Raw genomic sequence first — 23,388 nt, 5'->3', positions numbered from 1 at the left:
AGGTGAACGACGATGAAGTACCGCATCCTGGCTCTGGCGGCCGTCTTCGCGCTGGGCGCGTGCGGCTCCGATGCCAAGCCGACCGGCGGAGCGCCCGCGAGCAGCGGCCCGGCCAAGCTGACCGTCTGGATCATGGACGGCAGCGTCACGAAGGACCTGCTGAAGACGTTCGAGACCGGCTACGAGGCCGCGCACCAGGGGACGGACCTCGACATCCAGATCCAGGCCTGGGACGGCATCGGCGAGCGCGTGACCGCCGCGCTGGCCAGCACCGACGCCCCTGACGTCATCGAGGTCGGCAACACCCAGGTCGCCCAGTACGCGGCCAGCGGCGGCGTACAGGACCTGACCGGCAAGGTGGCCGACCTCAAGGGCGAGGACTGGCTGCCGGGCCTGGCCCAGCCGGGCAACATCGACGGCAAGCAGTACGGCATCCCCTGGTATGCCGCCAACCGCGTCGTCGTCTACAACAAGGACATATTTCTCAAAGCCGGGATCAAAGCCCCAAAAACCAGGGACGAATGGCTAAATATCACGGCGAAGCTTAATAAGGGGCAGGACCAAGGCATCTACCTCACCGGCCAGACCTGGTACGCCCTGGCCGGGTTCGTCTGGGACGAGGGCGGCGACCTGGCGATCCAGGAGGGCGGCAAGTGGAAGGGCGCCCTCGACACCCCGCAGGCCCTGGCCGGCATGGACTTCTACCAGCGCCTCCAAGCCCTCGGCAAGGGCCCCAAGGACGCCGACGAGGCCAACCCGCCGCAGCACGAGGTGTTCGCCCAGGGCAAGGTCGCCCAGATCATCGCCGTCCCCGGCATCGCCTCACGGGTCCTGGAGGTCGAACCGAAGATGAAGGGCAAGATGGGCTTCTTCCCCATCCCCGGCAAGACGGCCGACAAGCCGGGCACCGTGTTCACCGGCGGCTCCGACCTGATCATCCCGGTCGCCTCGCAGCGCCAGGAGCAGGCGTACGAAGTCGTCAAGGCGCTGGCCGGCGAGCAGTTCCAGACGGAGCTGGCCAAGACGATGAGCTTCGTGCCCAACCGCACCTCGCTCGCCGGCGTGCTGGCCGGCGACGAGGGCACCGCCGCCATGGCCACCGCCGCCGCCAACGGCCGGGCCACCCCCAACACCCCCAACTGGGCCGCCGTCGAGGCCACCTCGGTCATCAAGCAGTACATGACCGCCGTGCTCACCGGCGCCGACCCGGCGGCCGAGGCGAAGAAGGTCTCCGAGACCATCACGACGACCCTGAACAGCAAGTGAGGTCGCGTTCGCTCTGGCCCTACCTGCTCGTCGCGCCCACGGTGGCCGGTGGGGCCTTCCTCCTGCTCTATCCCCTGCTCAAGGCGGCCCTGATCTCGTTCCAGCACTTCCGCATGGGCGAGCTCATCAGGGGCGGGGCCGCGTTCGCCGGCCTTGCGAACTACCGGGAGCTCCTGACGGGCGCGGAGTTCTGGCAGGTGCTGCTGCGCACCCTCGGGTGGACCGCGACCAACGTGGTGCTCATCGTGGTCCTGTCGACCGGCGTCGCCCTGATGCTGGTCCGGCTCCGCCGCGGCCTGCGCCTGGCCGTGATGAGCGGGCTCGCCCTGGCCTGGGCCACCCCGGTCATCGCGGCCACCACGATCTTCCAGTGGCTCTTCCAGTCGGAGCTCGGCGTGGTCAACTGGCTGCTGGTCACGCTGGGCCTCGACTCCTTCCGCGGCTACACCTGGTTCGCGAACGGCACCGCCACGTTCGCCGTGCTCGTCGTCCTGGTCGTCTGGCAGTCGGTGCCGTTCGCCGCGCTCACCCTCTACGCGGGGCTGACCACGATCCCGGCCGAGCTGTACGAATCCGCCAGGATCGACGGTGGCACCGGCCGGCAGGTCTTCTGGAAGATCACGGTGCCCATCCTGCGGCAGCTCTTCGCGCTGATCACCTCCCTGGAGGTGATCTGGGTGGCCAAGTGCTTCCCGCAGATCTGGGTCCTCAGCCAGGGCGGGCCCGACGGCGCCACCACCACCCTGCCCGTCTACGCGTTCAAGATCGCCAGAGTCCTGCACCGGTACGACCTGGGCTCCGCGGTCGCCATGCTCACCGTCGTCATCCTCGCCATCGCCCTGATCAGCAACCTGCGCAGAATGGTCCGCTCATGAAACGGCTCGCGCTCAACGCGGCGGCGCTGGCCGTGCTCGCGATGACGATCTTCCCCGTGTACTGGATGTTCCTCACCGCGTTCAAGCCGACCAGCGACATCCAGGCGGCCACCCCCACGTTCTGGCCGGCACACCCCACCCTCGAACACTTCGCCACGGCCGTCGCTGCGCCTGACTTCTGGACCTACTGGCGCAACAGCCTGGTCGTGACCGTGGTGGCCGTGCTGCTCGCGCTGGTCGTGGCGCTGCTGGCGGCGTTCGCGGTGACCAGGATGCGCTGGCGGGGCAAGGGGGCCTTCGTGCTCGCCGTCTTCGCCGCCCAGATGGCGCCGTGGGAGGCGCTGCTGGTGCCGGTGTTCATCATCGCCAGGGACACCGAGCTGCTCGACTCGCTGACCATGCTGACCGGCGTCTACTTCATGATCACGCTGCCGCTCACGATCGTGACGCTGCGCGGGTTCCTGCAGGCGATCCCGCTGGAGCTGGAGGAGGCGGCGCAGGTCGACGGGTGCGGCCGGCTCATGGCGTTCCGGCGGGTGGTGTTCCCGTTGCTCGCGCCGGGGCTGATGGCGACCTCGCTGTTCGGCTTCATCACGGCGTGGAACGAGTTCGCGTTCGTCAACGTGCTGATCATCAAGGATCAGGACCGGCGGACGCTGCCGGTGTGGCTGTCGTCCTTCCGCGACGTGTTCGGCACCGACTGGGGCGCGACGATGGCCGCGGCCAGCCTGTTCGCGCTTCCCGCGCTGCTGCTGTTCCTGTTCCTGCAGCGCCGCGTCGGCGCCGGCATGACAGCGGGCGCCGTAAAGGGCTGAACGCGGTCAAGGGTTGAGGGTGAACGCCGCGTGCAGCGCCCGCCGGTCGGCCTCCGGCAGCAGGTCGCGCGCCGCCAGCCAGGCCGCCGCCCCTGCCGCGTCCCGCGCCGTGGCCACGCTCTCCCCGCCCAGCAACTCCCGTACGGCCTGCCGTACCGGCCCCTCACTCGTCAGCACGCTCCCCGCCAGCACCACCGGCCCTGACCGGTGCACCCGCCGGACGGTGGCGACCAGCCGCTCGGCGGCCTCGTGGGTGATGCCGAGCGCGAGCGGGTCACCTGCTTCGGCTGCCTGACTGACCACCGCGGACAGGGCGGCGAGGCGCATGTGGTCGGCCTGCGCGAGCCGGACGATCCGATCGGCCACCTTACGCGGCGTGGGACCGCGCTCGGCCCCCAGGAAGTGCTCGACGACCAGCTCGACCAGCACCCCCTCCGAAGAGCCGCGATCCAGCGCGGCGATGACGGCCTTGGCGCCCGCGCGCCCGATCCAGAAGCCCGATCCCGCGTCGCCCAGCAGCCACCCGAGCCCGTCGGCGATCGCGTCCAGCTCGTGGCCGGCGATCCTGGCCGCCACCGCACCCGTCCCCGAGAGCAGCAGCGAGCCGTCCGGCTCGGGCGACCCCGCGACGTACGCGATCACCACGTCCCCCATGAGCCGCGGCCCCGAGGCGATGCCGTGCCCCGCCCACACCTTGCCCAGCTCCGGCTCCATCGCGTCGACGACGCCCGAGACCCCGGCCAGGGAGGCGACGACCGCCGACGCGTCCTGCCCGGCCAGCGCCCGGCCGAGCGCGTCGTCGATCGCGGCCACCGCGTTGGTCAGCCCGTGGGCGGTCGGATTGCCCGCGCCCGCCCTGGCATAACCGACCCGGGTGCCGTCCAGTGCGTGGACCGCGACGCGGGTGGAGGTGGCGCCGGCGTCGACCCCGATGGTGAGCGAATTGGTCACGGTCCGATTGTGGGACTTGACTCAGCGGAGAAGCAAGAATAATTTTCGGCGGAAGACCGGGTATCCGGAAGGAATATTCGTGACTTCAGGTGCCCTCGGGCGTGTGGAAACAGAACTACCCGGTTTGCCGGAGGCGTTGCGCAGGGTCGGCGAGGTGATCCTCGGTGATCCGGCCGAGGCGGCCCGGTCGACCATCATCGCCCTGGCCGAGCGCGCGGGCAGCTCGCCCGCGACCGTGACCAGGTTCTGCCGGGCCTTCGGCTTCTCCGGTTACGCGGAGCTGCGGGTGGCGCTGGCCACCGAGACCGGCCGGGCCGCGCAGGCGGGCTGGGGCGCGGGCGTGGGGCACGAGATCGGGCCCGACGACCCGCTCGACGCGGCGATCGAGGTGATGGCCGCGGCCGACGCCCGGCTCATCCAGGACACCGCCGCCCAGCTCGACTCGGAGATCGTCGCCCAGGTGGCCGACGCCATCGTCGCCGCGCCGCGGGTCCTCCTCGTCGGCGTCTCCACCAGCGGGAACGTCGCCACCATGTACGAAGGCCGGTTCCGGCGCATCGGCGTCCCGTGCTGGAGCGCGGGCGACGCGCACGTCGCGCTGTCGGACGCCGCGCTGCTCGGCTCGAGCGACGTCGCGATCGGCATCAGCCACCGGGGCCGGACCCGCGAGGTCATGGAGGCCCTGGCCGAGGCCGGCAGCCACGACGCCACCACGGTCGCCGTCACCTCGTTCGCCCGCTCACCGCTGGCCGAGCTGGCCGACCTGGTGCTCACCACCGCCAGCAGGGAGACCACGTTCCGGCTCGGCGGGCTGGCGGCCGTCCACTCGCAGCTGTTCGTGCTCGACGCCGTCTACGTGGCGGTGGCCCAGCGCACCTACGAGCGCACCAACCAGGCGTTCGGGCTCACGATCAGCGCCGTGGAGAGCCATCGGGTGGAGAGAGGCTGAATGACGTTCGCAACGAAGGCCCTGGAGCTGGCACACCAGGTCGTGGAGTCGCAGGCGGAGCCGGTACGCCGCGCCGCCGCCCTGCTCGTCACGTCGCTCAGGGCGGGCGGCGTGGTCAACGCGTTCGGATCCGGGCACTCCGAGGCCATCGCGATGGAGATCGCCGGCCGGGCCGGCGGCCTGGTGCCCAGCAACCGGCTCAGCCCGCGCGACCTCGTCCTGTACGGCGGGCAGCCACCGGGCGTGCTCACCTCCGAGCTCGAACGCGATCCGGCGATCGCCCACCGCATCTATGAGCTGGCGCCCGTCGCGCCGCAGGACGTGTTCGTGCTGATCTCCAGCTCGGGCATCAACGGCGCCGTGGTCGAGCTGGCCACGATCGTCAAGGACCGCGGCCATCCCCTGATCGCGCTGACCTCGGTCGAGCACAGCACCCAGATGACCTCGCGCCACCCGTCGGGCCGCAAGCTGCTCGACCTGGCCGACGTCGTGCTGGACAACGGCGCGCCGTACGGGGACGCGATCCTCGAACTGCCGGGCGGCGGCGGTTACGGCGCGATCTCGACGGTCACCTCGGCGTTGCTCGCGCAGATGGTGGTCACCGAGGCGGTGGACGAGCTCGTGGCGCTCGGCGAGACCCCGCCCATCTACCTGTCGGTCAACGTGGCCGGCGGCGACGAGCACAACAAGGCCCTGGAGAGCCGCTACGCAGGGCGGATCCGACGCGGAGCATGACTAGTCAGGAGTAGAAATATGCCGAACACCCCCCGTTTCACCAGGCGAGAGCTCCTCCGGAGCGCGGCTCTGGTCCCCGTGGCGGGCGCGCTCGCCGCGTGCGCGACCCCGGCCGCGAAACCGTCGGCCTCGTCGTCGGCCGCCCCGGTCGCGACCAGCGCGGCCAACCCCTTCGGCGTGTCGGACAGCAAGCCGCTGGAAGTGTGGATCTTCGACGGCGGTTTCGGTCAGGACTACGCCAAGAACATCCACCAGCCGCTGTTCAAGTCGAAGTACCCCAAGGTGGAGATCAAGCACAACGCCACCAAGGAGATCACCAAGGTCCTCCAGCCGAGGTTCGCCGGCGGCAACCCGCCCGACGTGATCGACAACTCGGGCGCCAACGCCATGGACTTCGGCGCCCTCGCCCAGGACGGCCAGCTCCAGGACCTCACCCCGCTGCTCGACGCGCCGAGCTGGGACGACCCGGGCACCAAGGTCAGGGACACCATCGACCAGGCCGTCATCGACATCGGCACCTACGACGGCACGTTCAGCGTGCTCGGCTACGTGAACTACATCTTCGGCATCTGGTACTCGCAGAAGGCGTTCAAGGACAACGGCTGGGTGCCCCCGAAGACCTGGGACGAGTTCCTCAAGCTCAACGAAGCCATCAAAAAGTCCGGCAAGATGGCCCCCTTCACCTACGCCGGAAAATTCCCGCAATATCTGTACGAAGTGCTGCTCACCATGGCCGCGAAGATCGGCGGCGCCGAGGTCCTCGTCAACATCGACAACCTCGAGGACGGCGCTTGGACAACGGAGGCCATGAAGACCTCCGCCACGGCCTGGGCCGAGATCGGCGCCAAGTACCTCATGGAGGGCACCGCCGGCCTCGACCACGTACAGACCCAGACCGCCCAGAACAAGTACAAGGTCGCCATGCTGCCCTCCGGCTCCTGGCTGGAGAACGAGCAGAAGACCACGACCCCGCCCGACTTCGAGTACGGCATGTTCCCCGTCCCCGACTTCACCAGCTCCGACAAGCTGCCCTACGGCACGCTCCACAGCCAGCCGAGCGAGAACTTCATCGTCCCCGCCAAGGGCGCCAACCCGCAGGGCGGCATGGAGTACCTGCGCGCCATGCTGTCGAAGAAGGCCTCGGGCGACTTCAGCGAGATGGTCAAGACCGTCTCGACGGTCAAGGGCGCGGGCGAGGGCCGGCAACTGTCGCCGGGCGCCGCGAGCGCCACCAAGGCCTACACCGCCGCCGGCGCGAACATCGTCTACTACCGCTGGCAGACCTGGTACGCCCAGCTCAAGGACGAGGCCATCGCCGCCACCGGCCAGCTCATGACCGGCGGCCTCACGCCCGACAAGTACCTGGAGCGCCTGCAGAAGAAGGCCGACGAGATCAAGAACGACTCCTCGATCAAGAAGTACAAGCGCTGATGCTGTTCAACAGGTATCGCCGAGGGCTGTTCATCACCGCGTTCCTGGCAGCCCCGGTGACCCTCTATCTGGTTTACGTGATCTCGCCGTACATCCAGGCGTTCTACATCGCGATGACGGACTGGCGCGGCGTCACGGCCACGCCGGCCTTCATCGGGCTGGAGAACTTCGGCCGTCTTCTGGGAGATGAGATCTTCTGGAAGGCGGTCACGCACAACGCCGGGCTGCTCGTCCTGCTGCCCCTGGTCACGATCGTCATCGCGCTGTTCTTCGCCTTCCTCCTCAACGTGGGCGGCGGCGGGCGGGCCGTGGGCGGGATCAGGGGCTCCAAGTTCTACCGGGTGGTGTTCTTCTTCCCGCAGGTGCTGGCCGTCGCGGTGGTGGCGGTGCTGTTCCAGCAGGTGTTCCGGCCGGACGGCAGCGGCATGCTGAACGGGCCGCTGATGGCGCTGGGCGCCAAGCCGATCGGCTTCCTGTCGGATCCGGGCGTCGCGTTCTGGTCGGTGCTCGGGGTCATGGTCTGGCAGGCGGTCGGGTTCTACGTGGTGCTCTTCTCCGCCGGGCTCGCCTCCATCCCGAACGACATGTTCGAGGCGGCGCAGATCGACGGGGCCGGGCGGCTGAGCCTGTTCTTCCGCATCACGCTGCCGCTGCTGTGGGACACCGTCCAGGTGGCCTGGGTCTATCTCGGCATCCTGGCACTCGACGTGTTCGCGATCGTGTGGGTGATGACCGACCAGCACGGCGGCCCCGACTGGTCGACCACGGTCATGGCGGCCGAGATCTACCGCAACGCCTTCCAATACTTCCGCTTCGGATACGCCTCGGCCCTGGGCGTCGTGATGTTCTTCTTCACCGTCGGGTTCGCGATCCTTTCGCTGCGCTTCACGCGGCGTGAACGAATCGAGTACTGATGCCCTGGACCATAGCGACCTCGCGCAAGCTGGCCCGCCAGGAGAGCCGCAGGCGGCTCGGGCCGCTGGCGGTCCTGTCGCACGTCGCGCTGCTGCTGTGGACCCTGCTCACGGTGGTGCCGATCCTGTGGACGTTCCTGGCGTCGGTCAAGAGCGAGGACGAGATCTTCGGCGACGCCTGGTCGCTGCCGTCCACCCTGCACTGGGACAACTTCGCCAGGGCCTGGGAACAGGCGCACATCGGCCAGTACATGCTCAACAGCCTCATCGTGGTCACCTTCAGCGTGTTCGGCACCATGCTGCTCGGCTCGATGGCCGCGTACGTGCTGGCGCGCTATCCCTTTCGCGGCAACCGGGCCGTCTACCTGCTGTTCGTGTCGGGCCTGGCCTTCCCGGTCTACATGGCGCTGACGCCGCTGTTCTTCGTCGTGCAGAACATGGGCAACGTCCCGCTGATCGGCCCGCTCATCGGCCTGAACACCCACGCGGGCCTCGTGCTGGTCTACGTCGCCTACTCGATGCCGTTCACCGTGTTCTTCCTGGCGGCCTTCTTCCGTACGCTGCCCACGGCGGTGGGGGAGGCGGCCATGGTCGACGGCGCCTCGCACACCCGCGTCTTCTTCCAGATCATGCTGCCCATGGCCAGGCCGGGCCTGGTCAGCATCACGATCTTCAACATCCTCGGCCAGTGGAACCAGTACCAGCTCCCCCTGGTGCTGCTGCAGGAGCGCGACAAGTGGGTGCTCACCCAGGGCATCGCCGACATCTCGACGGCCGCGGGCTACGACCAGGACTGGTCGGCTCTGTTCGCCGCGCTGACGCTGGCGATCCTGCCCATGCTGGTCGTCTACACGGTCTTCCAGCGCCAGATCCAGTCGGGGCTGACCGCGGGAGCGCTGAAGTAAATATCGCTCGCGCGCCGGTCCCGGCGGTTCTAGGCTGCGGGTGTGATCGGCGACATCCGCGCGTTGCTGGCCCGCCACCTCCCCGACGTCGAGGTGCGCTCCGTCACCGAGTCCGGGCAGGGCCTGGACAACGAGGTGTACGAGGTCAACGAGGAGTTGATCGTCCGGGGCAGCCGGGCCGCCGATCCGGTGGCCACGCGGCGCGAGGTCGAGCTGCTGGCCACGGTCCGCGACCTGGCCACCGTGGCGGTGCCCGAGGTGCTCTTCGCCGACTACGAGCAGGGCGTGATCGCCTACCGCAAGCTGCCGGGCGAGCCGCTCAACCTGCACCCGGTCCCGGACCCCGCACTGCTGGCCGCCCCGCTGGGCCGCCTGCTCAGCGCCCTGCACAGCGCCGAGCCGGGGGAGCTGCGCGAGCTGGCGCCGCTCGACCGCTACCCGGCGCCCACCCTGCTGATGGACGCCGGGCTCGACTACCGCGACGTCGAGCGGCACGTGCCCTACGATCAGCGGCCGCTGGTGGAGGAGTTCTTACGCGGCACACCACCCGACGAGCCGCCTACCCTGCGCTTCTGCCACAACGACCTGGGCGGCGAGCATCTCCTGGTCGACGTCGCGACGAGCACGCTGACGGGCGTCATCGACTGGACCGACGCCGCCGTCACCGACCCGGCGCACGACTTCGCGCTCATCTACCGCGACCTGGGCCCCGCGGTCTTCGAACAGACCCTCTCGCACTACGACCGCGACTTCGACGAGACGGACCGGGCCAGGGTCCTGTTCTACGCCAGGTGCGCGCTCATCGAGGACCTCGCGTACGGCCTGAGCACCGGCCCACGCCACTACGCCGACGCCGCCCTGGCCCACCTCGCCTGGACCTTCAGCTGATCACGTAGCGCCGAGCTCGTCACGCAGGCGCCTGGTCGCGCCGACCACGTTCGCCAGCGCCGCCTCCACCTGCTCGTAGGTACGGGTCTTCAGCCCGCAGTCCGGATTCACCCAGACCCGCCCGGCGGGCAGCACCTTCAGCGTCTCGCGCAACAGCCCCTCCACCTCGGCCTCGCTCGGCACCCGCGGCGAGTGGATGTCGTAGACGCCGGGCCCGAGCCCACGCCCGAAGGAGCCCACCGCCCCCAGGATCCGGGCCCCGGACCGGGCCGACTCGATCGTGGTGACGTCGGCGTCCAGGCCGTCGATCGCCGCGAGAATCTGGTCGGCGTCCGAATAGCACAGGTGCGTGTGGATCTGGATGCGGTCACTCGCGCCCGAGGTGGCCCTCCGGTACGCGGCCACGGCCCACTCCAGGTAGTCGGCCTGCGAGGCCCGCCTGAGCGGCAGCAGCTCGCGCAGCGCCGGCTCGTCCACCTGGATGATCGACACGCCCGCCTCCTCCAGGTCGCGTACCTCGTCCCTGACCGCGTCGGCCACCTGGAACACGACGTCGCGCAGCGGCAGGTCGTCACGGACGAACGACCAGGCGACGATCGTGACCGGCCCGGTGAGCATGCCCTTGACCGGCTTGTCCGTCAGCGACTGCGCGTGGCGGGCCCACCGGACGGTGATCGGCGCGGGCCGCCCGACGTCGCCGTGCAGGATCGGCGGCCTGGTGCAGCGCGAGCCGTACGACTGGACCCAGCCGTTGCTGGTGACCGCGAAGCCGTCGAGGTGCTCGGCGAAGTACTGGACCATGTCGTTGCGCTCGGGCTCGCCGTGCACGAGGACGTCGAGCCCGAGCCGCTCCTGCAGCCGGATGACCCGCTCGATCTCCGCCTCGACCCGCCGGTCGTAGCCGGCCTCCTCCAGCGTGCCCGCCACCACGGCCGCGCGGGCCGCGCGCAGCTCGCCGGTCTGCGGGAACGACCCGATCGTGGTGATCGGCAGCGCGGGCAGCCGCAGATGCGCGGCCTGCGCCGCGGCGCGCTCCGAGTACGGCCCGCGCCCCTCGAACACGACCGGGTCCGCCAGCGCCACCGACGCCGCCGGGGCCTCGGCGCCGCGGAAGTCGGCGCGCGCCAGCTCGACCACCTCGGCCACCTTCTGCTCGGCGAAGGCCAGCCGCGCCCGCAGCGCCGGGTCGAGCCCGTCTTCCCCCGCCACGTCGTACGGCACGTGCAGGAGCGAGCACGACGTGCTGACCACCACGTCCGCCGCGTGCTCCCGCACCGCCCGCAGCAGGCTCAGCGCCCGCCCCGGAGCGGTACGCCACACGTCCCGCCCGGACACCACGCCCGCCACCACGGTCTTGCCCGCCAGCGCCGAGAGCCGGTCCAGCCCGCCGCGCACCAGGTCCACCCCGACGGCCTCCACCGGCGTCGCGGCCAGGACAGGCAGCGCCTCGCCCAGATCGCCGAAGTAGGAGGCGACGAACAGCCCGGGGCGCGAAGGAGCGGACCCGAGCCGCTCGTAGGCGGCCGTGACGGCGGCCAGCTCCTCGGGAGACCGGTCGGCCACCAGCGCCGGCTCGTCGAGCTGCACCCACTCCACGCCCTCGGCCGCGAGGAGCGCCAGCAGCTCCTCGTAGCAGCCGAGCACCTCCTCCAGCCGCTCCAGCGCGCCGGCCAGCAACAGGAACGTCACCGGACCTATCACCACGGGCCGGGTCTCGAAGCCCAACTCCCGAGCCTGCCGCAGCTCGGCCAGCGGCTTGGCGGCGTCGAGCTTGAACACGGTCTCGGCGTCGACCTCCGGCACGATGTAGTGGTAGTTCGTGTCGAACCACTTCGTCATCCGCAGCGGCGCCAGCCCGGCGGTGCCCCTGGCCATCGCGAAGTAGGGGTCCTCGGCGTCCAGGTAGCGCCGGGGCACCGCGCCGAGCAGCACGGCCGTGTCCAGCACCTGGTCGTAGAGCGAGAAGGTGTTGGACGGCAGCCCGGCCAGGCCCAGCTCGGCGAGCCGCCGCCAGGTCCGCTCCCGGAGCTCGGCGCCGGTCTCCTCCAGCTCCGCGCGGGTCGAGCGGCCGTCCCAGTACGACTCCAGCGCCCGCTTCAGCTCCCTTCGCGGGCCGATCCGCGGATATCCGAGCACGGTGGACCGGGGAAATGACGACATCAGGTTGCTCCCTGCGTGGACGGCTTGATCGAACGCGGAGAATTCACCACACCCGCTACCCCTGGTGCATCCTGTATTCGTGCTGCTTATGCTCAAGGAGGTCCAGTGCTTCGCCCGCGTGGCCGCCCGGCTCAGCTTCTCGGTGGCCGCCGCGGACCTGGGGATGTCCCAGCCCGCCATGAGCCAGGCCATCACCAGGTTGGAGCGCGCCACCGGGACCAGGCTGTTCGACCGGACGGCCCGCGCGGTGCGGCTCACCGCCGCGGGCAAGGCCCTGCTCCCGCACGCCGACGAGCTGCTGGCCGCCGCCACCGCGTTCGCGGCCGAGGCGGCCCGGCTGGGTCGGCCGACTATTCATCTCGCTTATCCACCGCTCGTCGGCGCGCTGGCGGCCAGGGTCGCCCGGCGGCTCGCGGGCCGTACCCCGGCCATCGGCGTGGAGCTCACGGTCGCCGGACGCGGGGTGGCGTCCGACGCGCTGGATCGGGGGGAGGTGTCGGCGGCGATCCTCACCACGCCCGCCCCGGCGCGGTTCGTCACCGCCGCCAGGTTCCACGTCTCCGTGGACCAGCTCGCGGTGCCGCTCGGGCACGCGCTGGAGCCACGGGCAAAGGTCGTGCCCGGCGACCTCGCCGGGCAGGTACTGCTCACGCCGGGTAGCCGGGCGTGGGCCGGGCTGCCGGGGCGCTCGCGCGTGGTGGCCGACGACGACTTCGCCGCCGCGCTCGACCTGGTCGCGGCGGGGGCCGGGGTGCTGCCGATCCCGCAGCTGCTGGCCAGGACGATCCGCCGCGACGATCTGCGGTTCGTCCCGCTGGACGCGGGTGACCTGCGCATCACGTACGCGCTGGCGTGGGCGAGGGAGCGCGTCACGCCCGAGCTGATGGCCCTGGTGCAGGCCGTACAGGATGCTCTGTGGACTAGGTAGCCGGCAGGTTGCGCAGGGCCTCGCGGCGGCTCAGCCCCGAGATGCCCTTGGTCCGCACATAGCGGATGACCTCGGCCGGATTGGTCTTGGCGTATTCGCGCAGCGCCCAGCCGATCGCCTTGCGGGCGAAGAAGTCGTTGTCCGACAGGCTCGGCTCGATACAGGCGTAGAGCAGCCCCGTGTCGGTGCGGGCCTTGAACCTGTTCTGGCACAGGATCGCGGTGCGGCGCTTCCACAGGTCGCCGTCGCGCGCCCAGTCCAGCATGAGCGGGCGCATCGAGTCGGGGAACGCGGTGAGCAGGCCGCCGATCCGGTGCGTGGCCAGCTCGTCGACCAGGTCCCACCAGGCGCCGCTGACGATCATCTCCTCGTACATCGGCACCGTGTAGAGCGTCTGGAACTCCCGATAGAGGTGATAGCCGGTCAACTCGACAGCCGCATAGCGCTCCTCGCGGTATTCGGCCGGACGCCACAGGCCGAGCACCGCCCGGCGCCACTCCGGCGCCGTGCCGATGGGGTGAGCCGCGAACACCCGCCGCAGCGCGGCCCGTCTCCGCACCGCCTGCACGCCGAGGAACGGCATGTCGGACTTCATGTACGCACGCATCGTGGCGGCCTTCGCGGGCTCCGCCGCCTCACGCAGTGCCGTTCGCACCGCCGTACCAAGGCTCATGCCTGCTGAGTGGTCCGCTCACCCGTGGCCAGGCCGTCGAAGAGCACCGTGATGTAGTGCTCGGCCAGGCCGGTCGTGTTGAGCCGGCCGCCGGGGCGGAACCAGCGCACCGCCACCCAGATCGTGTCGCGGATCATCCGGTAGGTGAGCTTCGGGTCGACGTCGGCACGGAACTGCCCGGCCGCCTGGCCCGCCTTGATCTGCGCGACCCAGATCTGCTCGACCTCGTCCTCGGCCTTGACCAGGTAGTTGAACCGCTCGAACTGCCGCAGGTAGTTCCAGTCGTTCTGCATCACGGTGATCGCGGCGCGGTGCGGCTCCAGCGTGCCGAAACCGATGCGCACCATCTCCGACAGGATCGAGCGCGGGTCGGCGCCCGAGCCGATCGCCGTGCGGTAGCGGGCGACCAGGTCGTCGAGGAAGGTGGAGAGCACCTCGTCGACGATCGTCTCCTTGGAGTCGAAATGATGATAGAGACTTCCCGAGAGGATGCCCGCCTCATCGGCGATCTCGCGTACGGTCGTGGCCTGGAATCCCTTGCGGGCGAAGAGTTCCGCGGCGAGCTTGACGAGGTGGTCACGGCGCTCCGACGCCGGTCCCGACGAGGTCGTGCGCTGACGCTTCGCCGGGGCGGTCGTGCTCTGCCCGGAGTTCTTTCGCGTTGTCACGTCTCCCATTATGAGCCCTCAGACAATCGCTTGTTCACCGAACCCGCCCAGCTCACCCGGCGTTCCGCGTGCGACCAAGCGCTTGCTACGATGCGGGTGTGAACGAGGCATACATCGTCGGCGCGGTCAGGACCCCGGTCGGGCGCAAGAACGGCGGCCTCGCCCGGGCCCACCCCGCCGACCTCGGCGCGCACGTACTCGAAGAGCTGATGACCCGCACGGGCGCCGATCCGGCGGCGGTGGCGGACGTCATTTTCGGCTGCGTCGACACCATCGGACCGCAAGCCGGAGACATCGCCCGCACCTGCTGGCTGGCCGCCGGGCTGCCGGAGGAGGTGCCCGGCGTCACGATCGACCGCCAGTGCGGCTCCTCGCAGCAGGCGCTGCACTTCGCCGCCCAGGCCGTGCTCTCGGGCACGAGCGACCTAGTGGTGGCCGGCGGCGTACAGAACATGAGCATGATCCCCATCTCCTCGGCGATGCTCGCCGGCCGCGCCCTCGGCCACGACACCCCCTTCAGCGGCTCCAAGGGCTGGCTCTCCCGGTACGGCACCCAGGAGGTCTCCCAGTTCACCGGAGCCGAACAGATCGCTGCCAAGTGGGACATCTCCCGGCAGGACATGGAGGCGTTCGCCTACGAATCGCACCGGCGGGCCATCGCCGCCATCGACGAAGGACGCTTCGCGGACCAGCTCACCCCCTACGAGGGCGTCACCACCGACGAGGGGCCGCGCCGCGACACCACTCCGGCCAGGATGGCCGGGCTCAAGCCCCTGGTCGAGGACGGGCGCCTCACCGCGGCCCTGGCCTCGCAGATCTCCGACGGCGCCGCCGCCCTGCTCATCGCGTCGCCGCGCGCCGTACAAGATCATGGGCTGCGCCCGCGCGCCCGTGTGCACCACCTGTCGGTACGCGGCGGCGACCCGATCATGATGCTGTCGGCGCCGATCCCCGCCACGGAGCACGCGCTGCGCAAGGCCGGGATGGCGATCGGCGACATCGACGTCGTGGAGATCAACGAGGCGTTCGCCTCGGTCGTGCTCGCCTGGCTGAAGGAGAGCGGCGCCGACCCCGCAAGGGTCAACCCGAACGGCGGCGCGATCGCGCTCGGCCACCCGCTCGGCGCGACCGGCGCGGTCCTGGCCGTGAAGCTGCTGCACGAACTGGAGCGGACCGGCGGCAGGTACGGCCTGCAGACGATGTGCGAGGGAGGCGGCCAGGCGAACGTCACCATCATCGAACGCCTATGACGTCCGAAGATGCCTCTAGCAAATAGGAAACTTTCCTATTAGATTTCGGATCATGCTCAAGAGCGGTGACCTGTTGTGCCTTGCCGATGCCGTACTCCTGCCCGGGTTCGAGGGGCGGACCCCGCCCGACTGGGTCCGCCGCCGGCTGGGGGAGGGGCTGGCCGGGGTGGTGCTGTTCTCCCGCAACATCACGGGAGCGGCCCAGGTCGCCGAGCTGACCGCCGTCCTGCGCGCGGAGAACCCGGCCGTGCTGGTCGGCACCGACGAGGAGTCGGGCGAGGTGACCAGACTGGAGGTCGCCACCGGCAGCAGCCGTCCCGGCGCCCACGCGCTCGGCGTCGTGGACGACATGGCGCTGACCGAGGCGCTGGCCAGGGACCTCGGCGGGGAGCTGGCCGCCGCGGGCATCACGATCGACTTCGCCCCCTCGGCCGACGTGAACTCCAACCCCGACAACCCGGTCATCGGCCTGCGCTCCTTCGGCGCCGACGCCGCCCTGGTCGCCCGGCACACCCGGGCGTTCGTCCGCGGCCTGCAGTCCGCCGGGGTGGCCGCCTGCGCCAAGCACTTCCCCGGCCACGGCGACACCTCGATCGACTCCCACCACGGCATGCCCATGGTCGCCACCGACGGGATCGAAGACGCGCTGACCCCCTTCCGCGCCGCGATCAGGGAGGGCGTCAAGGCCGTCATGACGGGCCACCTGCTGGTGCCCGCGTACGACGCCGTGCTGCCCGCCACGCTGAGCCCCAAGGTGCTCACGGGGCTGCTCCGTGAGGAACTGGGCTTCGACGGCCTGATCATCACCGACGCCATCGAGATGGCCGCCGTCTCCGGGCCGTACGGTATCGGGGGCGCCGCCGCACGGGCGATCGCCGCCGGGGCCGACGCCATCTGCGTCGGCGGGGAGCGCGCCGACGAGGCGACCGCCGTCGAGGTGCGCGAGGCGATCGCCCAGGCCGTACGCGACGGGCTGCTGCCGGAGGAACGCCTGGCCGACGCCGCGCGCCGGGTCGGCGAGCTGGCCGCCTGGACCGCCTCCGCCGCCGCCCCGGTGCCCGAGGACGGCCACCTCGGCCTCACCGCGGCCCGCCGCGCGATCAGGGTCACCCGCCGCACGAACGCCCCCATCCTGCCGCTGACCGCCGCGCCCCACGTGGTGGAGCTGACCCCCGAGATGAACCTGGCCATCGACAAGAACACCCCGTGGGGGGTCGGCGAGCCGCTGGGCAGGCTGCTGCCCGGCACCGCCGTGACCCGGCTGGCGGCCGGCGAGGCGACCGGGGTCGCGATCGAGCGGCTCATCGCCGGCGCCGACGGACGCCCCCTCGTCGTCGTGGTCCGCGACGCGCACCGCCACCCCTGGCAGAGCGAGGCGCTACGGCACCTGCTCAGCGCCCGCCCCGACACCGTGGTGGTCGAGATGGGCCTGCCCGCCCGCTCCGACCTGGGCGCCGTGCACATCGCCACCTACGGCTCGGCCAGGGTCTGCGGCCAGGCCGCCGCCGAAGTGATCACCGGTACCCTTTGACACCGTGAACTTCGAAGACGAGGACCTCTCCCACACCACGCTGACCGACCGGCTCGCCCCGGACGAGACCCACGTCTTCCGCAACTGCGACCTGACCGAGGCCGACCTCCGGCGGGCGCCGCTGGCCGACGCACGCTTCGAGTCGTGCGTGCTGGACCAGGCCGACTTCCGCCGGGCCGACCTCGACAGCGCGGTGTTCTCGGGCGGCGGCGGGATGCGGATCAGGTTCAACGACGCCGAGCTCATCGACGTGGCGTTCACCGACGTCGACCTGTCCTCCGCGCAGTTCGGCGGGGCGCTGGTGACCGACGTGACCTTCACCGGGTGCCGCATGATCGGCGCCTCGCTCACCGGGGCGCGGGGCACCGGCTTCAAGGTCGCCCGGTCCAACCTGACCATGGCCAACCTCGGCGGCTGCTCGCTGCGCGGAGAGTTCATCGAGGGGGTCCGCTTCGACGACGCCGACCTGTCGGGCTGCGACTTCACCGAGGCGACGTTCAGCGACTGCCGGTTGCGCGGCAGCAAGCTGCTCAAGACCGTGTTCGTCAAGGCCGACCTGCGCGGCGCCGACCTGGGCGAGCCCGACGACGCCAAGCTGCGCGCCTACGCGGGGGCGACGATCAACCAGGCCCAGGCGGCGGCCATCCTGGCCGCCCGCGGCATCACGGTGCTCTGAGCGCTTCCAGCACGACCGCTGCCTCTGACATGACGCGGTCGATCAGCTCCCGGCAGGACGGCAGGTCGTCGAGCACCCCGACCACCTGCCCGGAGGCCATCACCCCCAGGTCGGCCCGCCCGTCGACCATGGCGGCCCGCAGCAGCACCGGCGTGTTGGCCGCCTGCAGCACCTGCGCCCAGGTCAGGTCGCGGCCGTGCCGCGTCCGGCGCCCCTCGCGGAGCAGCTGGGCCCACGTCAGCCCCGACAGCCGCTTGAACCTGGCGCCGTTGACCACGGCCCTGAGCAGCCGCGAACGCTCCAGCGACTCCACGAACGGCGTCCTGAGCACCCGGTGCGGCACACCGTCGACCTTGGTGGTGACCAGCGTGTCGGCCGTCGCCAGGTAGACCTTCTTCACCTCGTCCGGCACCGGCGAGTCGCTCGTCAGCAGGAACCGGGTGCCCATCGCGATGCCGCACGCCCCGTACGCCAGCGCGGCCACCAACCCCCGCCCGTCGAAGAAGCCGCCCGCGGCGATCACCGGGATGTCCACCGCGTCCACCACCTGGGGGAGCAGCAGCGTCGTCGCGACCGGCCCGGTGTGCCCGCCGCCCTCGCCGCCCTGCACGATCACCGCGTCCACGCCCCAGGCGGCGACCTTCTCCGCGTGCCGGCGCGCGCCCACCGACGGGATCGTGACCACGCCCGCGTCCTTCAGCCGGTCGATCAGCTCGCGCCGCGGCGCCAGCGCGAACGACGCCACGCGCACGCCCGCGCGGATCATCACCTCGACCCGTTCGGCCGCGTCGTCGGCGTCGGAGCGGATATTGACCCCGAAGGGGGCGTCCGTGCGTTCTCGCACGCTGTCGATCGCCTCGGTCATCTCGCCGACGGACATCGTCGCGGCCGCGATGATCCCGAGCCCGCCCGCCTCGGACGTGGCCGCCGCGAGCCGCGCGCCCGCGACGTACCCCATCCCGGTCTGCACGATCGGATACCGGCACCCCACCAGGTCCGTCAGCGCGGTCCTCATAGCGTGATCTCCGGGCCACTCGGCGCGGTTCCGCCGCCGCTCAGCGCCGCCCTCACGCCGCCACCTCGCGCTCGCGGGACCCGCGCGGGTCGAGCACCTCCTTCAGCAGCCGGCTCTCCTCGGCGGTCGGCTCCCGTGTCTCGGGCACGTCCTCGGGGATCACCAGCTCGAACCCGGTCGCCGCGACCACCTCCGCGACGCTCACCCCCGGATGCACCGAGGCCAGCCGCATCGACCCGTCCGGCGTGCGGAAGTCGAGCACGGCCAGGTTCGTCACCACCCGCCGCAGGTCGTACGCGCCTCTGTCGGTGCCCAGGCCGCTGACCACGTCCACTCGCGGCACGAACACCTTGGGGGAGTGCCGGGGGATCCAGTAGCTCGTCGGATCGCAGCGCGTGTTGCCCGGCGCGCCGCGCACACCGAGGAGCTGAGCCTTGGGCCGCGCCCAGTCGCCGATGCAGGAGATGTTCGAGTTACCGAAACGGTCGATCTGGCTCGCGCCGAGCATCACGTGCCGCCGGCCGTTCAGCACCAGCCACAGGTGATCGCGGAACGGCAGCCAGCCCTCCACCACCTCGGGCCGCTCGCCCAGCGCGGGCACGTCACCCGTCAGCAGGCAGACGCCGTCATGCGTGAGTAGTTCGGGCTCGAACGTCAGCCTGGCCAGCCGGGCCGCCAGCACGGTGACCGCCCCGCCGATCCCGGCCGCGAGGATCTCCCCGTCACCCCTGAACGCCTCCGCGCAGGCGACCACGCACACGTCAGCCCTGCTCATGGAACTCCTCCCACGGCGTGTCCACGTACCGCCGCTGCTCCCGCTCGTCGCGGCCGTAGTCTGGTTCGCACGCGGTGAAGCCCGCGCCGCCCGGCGCCTCGACCACGCCGGTCACCATCGACCGGCTGATCAGCAGCGACTGCACCGGTCCCTCCTTCAGCAGGTCGGCGGTATCCACCAGCCGCTCGCACGACACGTAACAGCGGGCCGCCGCCTTGGCGTAGAGGTCGTCGAAGTACGGGTCGGGGCCCAGGTACTGCGCGTTGCCGCGCCGATCCGCCCGGTTGAGGTGCACCAGCGCGACGTCCATGGCCAGTGCGGGCACGGCGACCAGCTCCTCCCCGTCCTCGTACGGCGAGCGGACCGTGCGCAGGCCCGGGTTGACCCGCATGACGTCGGAGCCGAGCCCGGCCCGCGTGGGCAGGAACGGCAGCCGGTGCGCCGCCGCCAGCAGCCCGAACATGAACATGCCCTCGTCGTACTCGGTGAACTCGATCGTGCCGCCCTGCCTGGCCCGCCTGAAGTGTGGTTCGAGCGGGATGGAGTCCAGCGTGACGAACGGGGCCACCACCCTGCGTACCTTCCCGGCGGCGCAGAGCATGCCGACGTCCGGGCCGCCGTACGAGATGAGGGTGAGGTCCCGGACGTCGGATCGCAGCAGGCCGTCGACCAGAGCCATCGGCTTGCGCCGCGACCCCCAGCCGCCGATCCCGACCGTCATGCCGCTCTCGATCTCCGCCGCGACCTCCTCGACGGACATGACCTTGCTCACGAGCCCTCCACGAAGCGGTCCCGGTGCCTGTCGCCCGCGCCCATCAGGTTCAGCTCGAACGTGAAGCCCTGCTCGAAGCGGTAGGAGCGCTTCACGTCCACGGGGTCGATGCCGTTGAGCGACTCCTTGGCGCGCCGGATCACGTACGGGTCCTTGTCCGCGATCTGGCCCGCCACCTCCAGCGCCGCGTCCCGCAGCTTGTCGCGCGGCACCACCTCCAGCACCGAGCCGAACGCGTGCAGCTCGGCGGCCGTCACGTTCCGGCACGTGTAGACCATGGCGCGCATCAGATGCTGGGGTACCAGCCGGGCCAGGTGGGTGGCCGCGCCGAGCGCGCCCCGGTCCACCTCCGGCAGGCCGAAGTAGGCGTCCTCGCTGGCCAGCACGATGTCCGCGTTGCCCACCAGCCCGACCCCACCGCCGACGCAGTGGCCGTGCACGGCGACGATCACCGGCACCGGGCAGTCGTATACAGCCGCGAACGCCGCAAAGCACCCTTTATTTGCATTTATCAGGGCAGTGTGGCCCTCGGTGGCCTGCATCTCCTTGATGTCCACGCCGGCGTTGAAGCCCCGGCCCTCGGCCCGCAGCACGACGACCCTGGTCTCTTCGTCCCGCCCGGCGTCCGTCACGGCTCCGGCCAGCTCGTGCCAGGCCCGCGCCGGCAGCGCGTTCACCGGTGGAACGTCCACGACGACCTCGGCGATCGGGCCGTCCCGCAGCGTGATTCCCATCCCGCTCCCTGGTTGCACCTAACGCTTGCTTGGTACGGTAGCACCCGTGACGGTGACTTACGACTACACGGGCAAGGTCGTCCTGGTGACCGGTGGGACCAAGGGGATCGGCGCGGGCATCGCCACCGCCTTCGCCACCGCCGGAGCCGAAGTGATCGTCTGCGCCCGACACGATCCCCCGCCCCCGGTGCCGCCACCGAGTCCCCCTCCCCGCTCGGCGGCCACCGGGGTGCGGTTCGTGCGGGCCGACGTGCGGGACGCCGACGACCTGGAGCGGCTGTTCTCCGGGCTCGACCGGCTCGACGTGGTCGTCAACAACGCGGGCGGGTCGCCGTACGCACCGCTGGAGGGCACGTCACCGCGCCTGCACGCGCGCATCGTCGAGCTCAACCTGATCGCCCCGCTGCTCGTCGCGCAGCGCGCGTATCCGCTGCTCGCCGCCTCGGGCGGCTCCGTCGTGATGATCGGGAGCTCCAGCGGCGTGCGGCCCTCGCCGGGCACCTCGGCGTACGGCGCGGCCAAGGCGGGGCTCCATCAGCTGGCGAACTGCCTGGCCGCCGAGTGGGCCCCCGGTGTACGGGTCAACACGGTCATCGTCGGCCTGGCCGCCACCGAGGACTCCCTCGATCACTACGGCGGAAAGGACGTGGGGTCCGCCGTCCCGGCCGGGCGGATGGCGACGCCCGCCGACGTGGCCTCGGTCTGCCTGTGGCTGGCCGCGCCCGGCTACGTGACCGGGGCGCAGGTACACGTGCATGGAGGCGGGGAGATCCCCGCCTGGCAGAACCTGGCTTCCGACGACATTTCCTGATATCTCTGCTTGATCTTCTGGGAGGTCCGTGTGGGAATCTGTGACGGCCGCGTCGTGATCGTGACCGGAGCCGGGCGCGGCATCGGGAGGGAGCACGCGCTGGAGTTCGCCAGGCAGGGCGCCCGTGTGGTGGTCAACGACCTGGGCACCGGCCGCGACGGCGACGGCAGATCCGGCGGCCCCGCGCTGGCCGTGGCCGAGGAGATCCGTACGCTCGGCGGCCAGGCGGTGGCCAGCAGCGACGACGTGGCCGACTGGGACGGCGCGGCCCGGCTGGTGAAGACCGCCGTCAGCGCGTACGGCGGCCTCGACGTGCTGGTGAACAACGCCGGGTTCGTCCGCGACCGCATGCTGGTCTCCATGGGCGAGGACGACTGGGACGAGGTGATCCGGGTCCATCTCAAGGGCCACTTCCTGCCGCTGCGGCACGCGGGCGCGTACTGGCGCGAACGAGCCAAGTCCGGCGACCCCGCGGCCGCCCGCGTGATCAACACCTCGTCGGGCGCGGGCCTGCTCGGCAGCGTCGGCCAGGCCAACTACTCGGCCGCCAAGGCGGGTATCGCCGCACTGACCCAGGTGGCCGCCGCCGAACTGGGCCGGTACGGCGTGACGGTGAACGCCATCGCCCCCGCCGCCCGTACCCGCATGACTGAGGAGGTCTTCGCCGAGACCATGGCCGCACCCGAGTCCGGCTTCGACCCGATGCACCCGGCGAACGTGTCACCGCTGGTGGTCTGGCTCGGCTCGGTGGCGTCGGAGGCGGTGACGGGACGGGTGTTCGAGGTGGAGGGCGGAGTGATCTCGCTCGCCACCGGCTGGACCCACGGCCCACGCGCCGATCGCGGCGCCCGCTGGTCCCCTGCCGAGGTGGGCGACGCCGTCACGAAGCTCCTCGAAGAGGCCCCCGACCCACTCCCCGCCTACGGTGCCCGTCCGTCTGCGGTCTGAGGCCCGTCTATGGCGCTTGGCCGTTTACGGCGCTCGGCCGTCTTCGGCGTGAGGTCCGCTAGGCGTCCACTGGGGGTCGTCTACCGCTTGAGCAGGTAGGCGCCCTCGGACAGGCGCGCGCGGATCTCGGCGGCGGTCTGCTCGGCGGTCAGGCCGCCGGAGTCGAAGGCGTGCGGCTCCAGCTCACCCAGGTCGGCGAACTGCTGGTACATCTGCAGCACCGGCTCGGGATCCGTGAGCGCGTCCAGCCCCCGGCCCGTGGCCCTGAGCAGCGTCGTCTCCCGGTCAGGCCGGAGCACCACATAGTGCAGCGGCGCGCGCCGTACCTCGGCGAAGGCGCCGACGAACCACGGCCCCACGACACCATCCACCACCACGTGATAGCCGCCGTCCGCGTACCCGAAAGCCGCGCCCGCCAGCACGCCCATGACGGTCTCGTTCTGACGCTGAGCCTCCGCCAGGTGCGGCGCGATGCCGCCCCGCCAGATGAACGCCCAGAAATCATCCGTATGCAGGTGCACGCTAGGCGTGACGGCATCGGCCAGCAGCCGGGCCACGGTCGACTTCCCCGCCCCCGGAGGCCCGGACACGATCACTACCTCCATACCCGCCTGCCAGATCACCTCAAAAGCCTTTAACCGGAGCCGAAATCCAGACACGACCGCCGTTACGGACCGTGGCGGCCGGGCGGGGAAGCGGTCCTCCGACATCATTGATC

The 23,388-nt window shown here is 70.9% G+C and carries 23 protein-coding genes and 1 pseudogene; 15 read left to right on the top strand and 9 right to left on the bottom strand.

Annotation, left to right across the window (positions count from 1 at the left end; all coding sequences use genetic code 11):
• Window positions 1–12: 12 nt before the first annotated feature.
• The 3 genes from AB0B91_RS52970 to AB0B91_RS52960 are packed head-to-tail and all read left to right on the top strand — an operon-like array spanning window position 13 to window position 2,956.
• On the top strand, window positions 13–1,266 hold the full coding sequence (locus AB0B91_RS52970; protein ID WP_358338639.1) for an extracellular solute-binding protein: 1,254 nt from the start codon (window positions 13–15) through the stop codon (window positions 1,264–1,266).
• Window positions 1,263–2,141: a sugar ABC transporter permease gene (locus AB0B91_RS52965; protein WP_358338636.1), complete on the top strand. Its 879-nt coding sequence runs from the start codon at window positions 1,263–1,265 to the stop codon at window positions 2,139–2,141. The genes AB0B91_RS52970 and AB0B91_RS52965 overlap by 4 nt, the downstream gene beginning before the upstream one ends.
• On the top strand, window positions 2,138–2,956 hold the full coding sequence (locus AB0B91_RS52960; RefSeq protein ID WP_358338633.1) for a carbohydrate ABC transporter permease: 819 nt from the start codon (window positions 2,138–2,140) through the stop codon (window positions 2,954–2,956). The genes AB0B91_RS52965 and AB0B91_RS52960 overlap by 4 nt, the downstream gene beginning before the upstream one ends.
• Before the next feature lie 6 nt (window positions 2,957–2,962).
• On the opposite strand, the gene AB0B91_RS52955 is transcribed toward AB0B91_RS52960, so the two are convergent.
• A complete protein-coding gene (locus tag AB0B91_RS52955; RefSeq protein WP_358338630.1) occupies window positions 2,963–3,907 on the bottom strand; it encodes a BadF/BadG/BcrA/BcrD ATPase family protein in 945 nt (314 codons plus the stop codon).
• 103 nt (window positions 3,908–4,010) lie between these two features.
• Between AB0B91_RS52955 and AB0B91_RS52950 the strand changes: the two genes are divergently transcribed.
• The 6 genes from AB0B91_RS52950 to AB0B91_RS52925 are packed head-to-tail and all read left to right on the top strand — an operon-like array spanning window position 4,011 to window position 9,729.
• Window positions 4,011–4,856: a MurR/RpiR family transcriptional regulator gene (locus AB0B91_RS52950; protein WP_358338627.1), complete on the top strand. Its 846-nt coding sequence runs from the start codon at window positions 4,011–4,013 to the stop codon at window positions 4,854–4,856.
• A complete protein-coding gene (locus AB0B91_RS52945; RefSeq protein ID WP_358338624.1) occupies window positions 4,857–5,591 on the top strand; it encodes an SIS domain-containing protein in 735 nt (244 codons plus the stop codon). It abuts the gene before it with no gap.
• Between the two features lie 18 nt (window positions 5,592–5,609).
• A complete protein-coding gene (gene ngcE / locus AB0B91_RS52940; RefSeq protein WP_358338621.1) occupies window positions 5,610–7,022 on the top strand; it encodes an N-acetylglucosamine/diacetylchitobiose ABC transporter substrate-binding protein in 1,413 nt (470 codons plus the stop codon).
• Window positions 7,022–7,936: a sugar ABC transporter permease gene (locus AB0B91_RS52935; RefSeq protein WP_358338618.1), complete on the top strand. Its 915-nt coding sequence runs from the start codon at window positions 7,022–7,024 to the stop codon at window positions 7,934–7,936. Before ngcE ends, AB0B91_RS52935 begins: the two co-directional genes overlap by 1 nt.
• Complete coding sequence (locus AB0B91_RS52930; RefSeq protein ID WP_358338615.1) at window positions 7,936–8,841, top strand: carbohydrate ABC transporter permease; 906 nt, start codon at window positions 7,936–7,938, stop codon at window positions 8,839–8,841. Before AB0B91_RS52935 ends, AB0B91_RS52930 begins: the two co-directional genes overlap by 1 nt.
• Before the next feature lie 42 nt (window positions 8,842–8,883).
• A complete protein-coding gene (locus AB0B91_RS52925; RefSeq protein WP_358338612.1) occupies window positions 8,884–9,729 on the top strand; it encodes a phosphotransferase in 846 nt (281 codons plus the stop codon).
• Here the strand turns inward: AB0B91_RS52925 and metE are convergent, their stop codons facing one another.
• Entirely contained in the window at window positions 9,730–11,889 is a 2,160-nt protein-coding gene (gene metE, locus AB0B91_RS52920; protein ID WP_358338609.1) for a 5-methyltetrahydropteroyltriglutamate--homocysteine S-methyltransferase, read from the bottom strand.
• A gap of 88 nt (window positions 11,890–11,977) precedes the next feature.
• On the opposite strand from metE, the gene AB0B91_RS52915 reads away from it, so the two are divergent.
• Complete coding sequence (locus AB0B91_RS52915; RefSeq protein WP_358338917.1) at window positions 11,978–12,817, top strand: LysR family transcriptional regulator; 840 nt, start codon at window positions 11,978–11,980, stop codon at window positions 12,815–12,817.
• Here the strand turns inward: AB0B91_RS52915 and AB0B91_RS52910 are convergent.
• Both AB0B91_RS52910 and AB0B91_RS52905 read right to left on the bottom strand, forming a co-directional pair.
• Window positions 12,810–13,490 (bottom strand): DNA alkylation repair protein, encoded by a 681-nt coding sequence (locus tag AB0B91_RS52910; RefSeq protein WP_358338606.1) that lies wholly within the window; start codon window positions 13,488–13,490, stop codon window positions 12,810–12,812. The genes AB0B91_RS52915 and AB0B91_RS52910 overlap by 8 nt on opposite strands.
• Complete coding sequence (locus tag AB0B91_RS52905; RefSeq protein WP_358338603.1) at window positions 13,487–14,158, bottom strand: TetR/AcrR family transcriptional regulator; 672 nt, start codon at window positions 14,156–14,158, stop codon at window positions 13,487–13,489. The genes AB0B91_RS52910 and AB0B91_RS52905 overlap by 4 nt, the downstream gene beginning before the upstream one ends.
• Before the next feature lie 98 nt (window positions 14,159–14,256).
• Between AB0B91_RS52905 and AB0B91_RS52900 the strand changes: the two genes are divergently transcribed.
• The 3 genes from AB0B91_RS52900 to AB0B91_RS52890 are packed head-to-tail and all read left to right on the top strand — an operon-like array spanning window position 14,257 to window position 17,615.
• Window positions 14,257–15,408 carry an acetyl-CoA C-acetyltransferase gene (locus AB0B91_RS52900; RefSeq protein ID WP_358338600.1) on the top strand — a complete coding sequence of 384 codons (1,152 nt, stop codon included), beginning with the start codon at window positions 14,257–14,259 and terminating at the stop codon, window positions 15,406–15,408.
• A 52-nt stretch (window positions 15,409–15,460) separates the two neighbouring features.
• Window positions 15,461–16,939, top strand: coding sequence for a glycoside hydrolase family 3 N-terminal domain-containing protein (locus tag AB0B91_RS52895; protein WP_358338597.1), 1,479 nt, complete (start codon window positions 15,461–15,463; stop codon window positions 16,937–16,939).
• Window positions 16,940–16,943: 4 nt separating this feature from the next.
• Window positions 16,944–17,615: a pentapeptide repeat-containing protein gene (locus AB0B91_RS52890; RefSeq protein WP_358338594.1), complete on the top strand. Its 672-nt coding sequence runs from the start codon at window positions 16,944–16,946 to the stop codon at window positions 17,613–17,615.
• Here the strand turns inward: AB0B91_RS52890 and AB0B91_RS52885 are convergent.
• The 4 genes and pseudogenes from AB0B91_RS52885 to AB0B91_RS52870 form a co-directional block, all read right to left on the bottom strand.
• Window positions 17,602–18,633, bottom strand: a pseudogene (locus tag AB0B91_RS52885) (nitronate monooxygenase); the annotation flags it as partial. The gene AB0B91_RS52890 and the pseudogene AB0B91_RS52885 overlap by 14 nt on opposite strands.
• A 49-nt stretch (window positions 18,634–18,682) precedes the next feature.
• Window positions 18,683–19,405: a CoA-transferase gene (locus AB0B91_RS52880; RefSeq protein WP_358338591.1), complete on the bottom strand. Its 723-nt coding sequence runs from the start codon at window positions 19,403–19,405 to the stop codon at window positions 18,683–18,685.
• The gene (locus AB0B91_RS52875) at window positions 19,392–20,165 is read right to left on the bottom strand and encodes a CoA-transferase (RefSeq protein WP_358338913.1); all 774 of its coding nucleotides are present in this window, start codon (window positions 20,163–20,165) and stop codon (window positions 19,392–19,394) included. Before AB0B91_RS52875 ends, AB0B91_RS52880 begins: the two co-directional genes overlap by 14 nt.
• Before the next feature lie 8 nt (window positions 20,166–20,173).
• On the bottom strand, window positions 20,174–20,911 hold the full coding sequence (locus tag AB0B91_RS52870; RefSeq protein WP_358338588.1) for an enoyl-CoA hydratase family protein: 738 nt from the start codon (window positions 20,909–20,911) through the stop codon (window positions 20,174–20,176).
• A 46-nt stretch (window positions 20,912–20,957) separates the two neighbouring features.
• Between AB0B91_RS52870 and AB0B91_RS52865 the strand changes: the two genes are divergently transcribed.
• Entirely contained in the window at window positions 20,958–21,722 is a 765-nt protein-coding gene (locus tag AB0B91_RS52865; protein WP_358338585.1) for an SDR family oxidoreductase, read from the top strand.
• Between the two features lie 30 nt (window positions 21,723–21,752).
• Window positions 21,753–22,670, top strand: a complete 918-nt coding sequence (locus tag AB0B91_RS52860; protein ID WP_358338582.1) for an SDR family oxidoreductase — start codon at window positions 21,753–21,755, stop codon at window positions 22,668–22,670.
• A gap of 80 nt (window positions 22,671–22,750) precedes the next feature.
• Here AB0B91_RS52860 and AB0B91_RS52855 read toward each other — a convergent pair whose 3' ends face one another.
• Window positions 22,751–23,275, bottom strand: a complete 525-nt coding sequence (locus AB0B91_RS52855; protein WP_358338579.1) for an AAA family ATPase — start codon at window positions 23,273–23,275, stop codon at window positions 22,751–22,753.
• Window positions 23,276–23,388: the final 113 nt, after the last annotated feature.

Origin of the sequence: Nonomuraea sp. NPDC049141 (assembly GCF_040648415.1) — a bacterium.
Taxonomy (GTDB): Bacteria; Actinomycetota; Actinomycetes; order Streptosporangiales; family Streptosporangiaceae; genus Nonomuraea.
The sequence above is the reverse complement of the archived record's forward strand: the minus strand, read 5'-3'. Positions and strand labels throughout refer to the sequence as shown.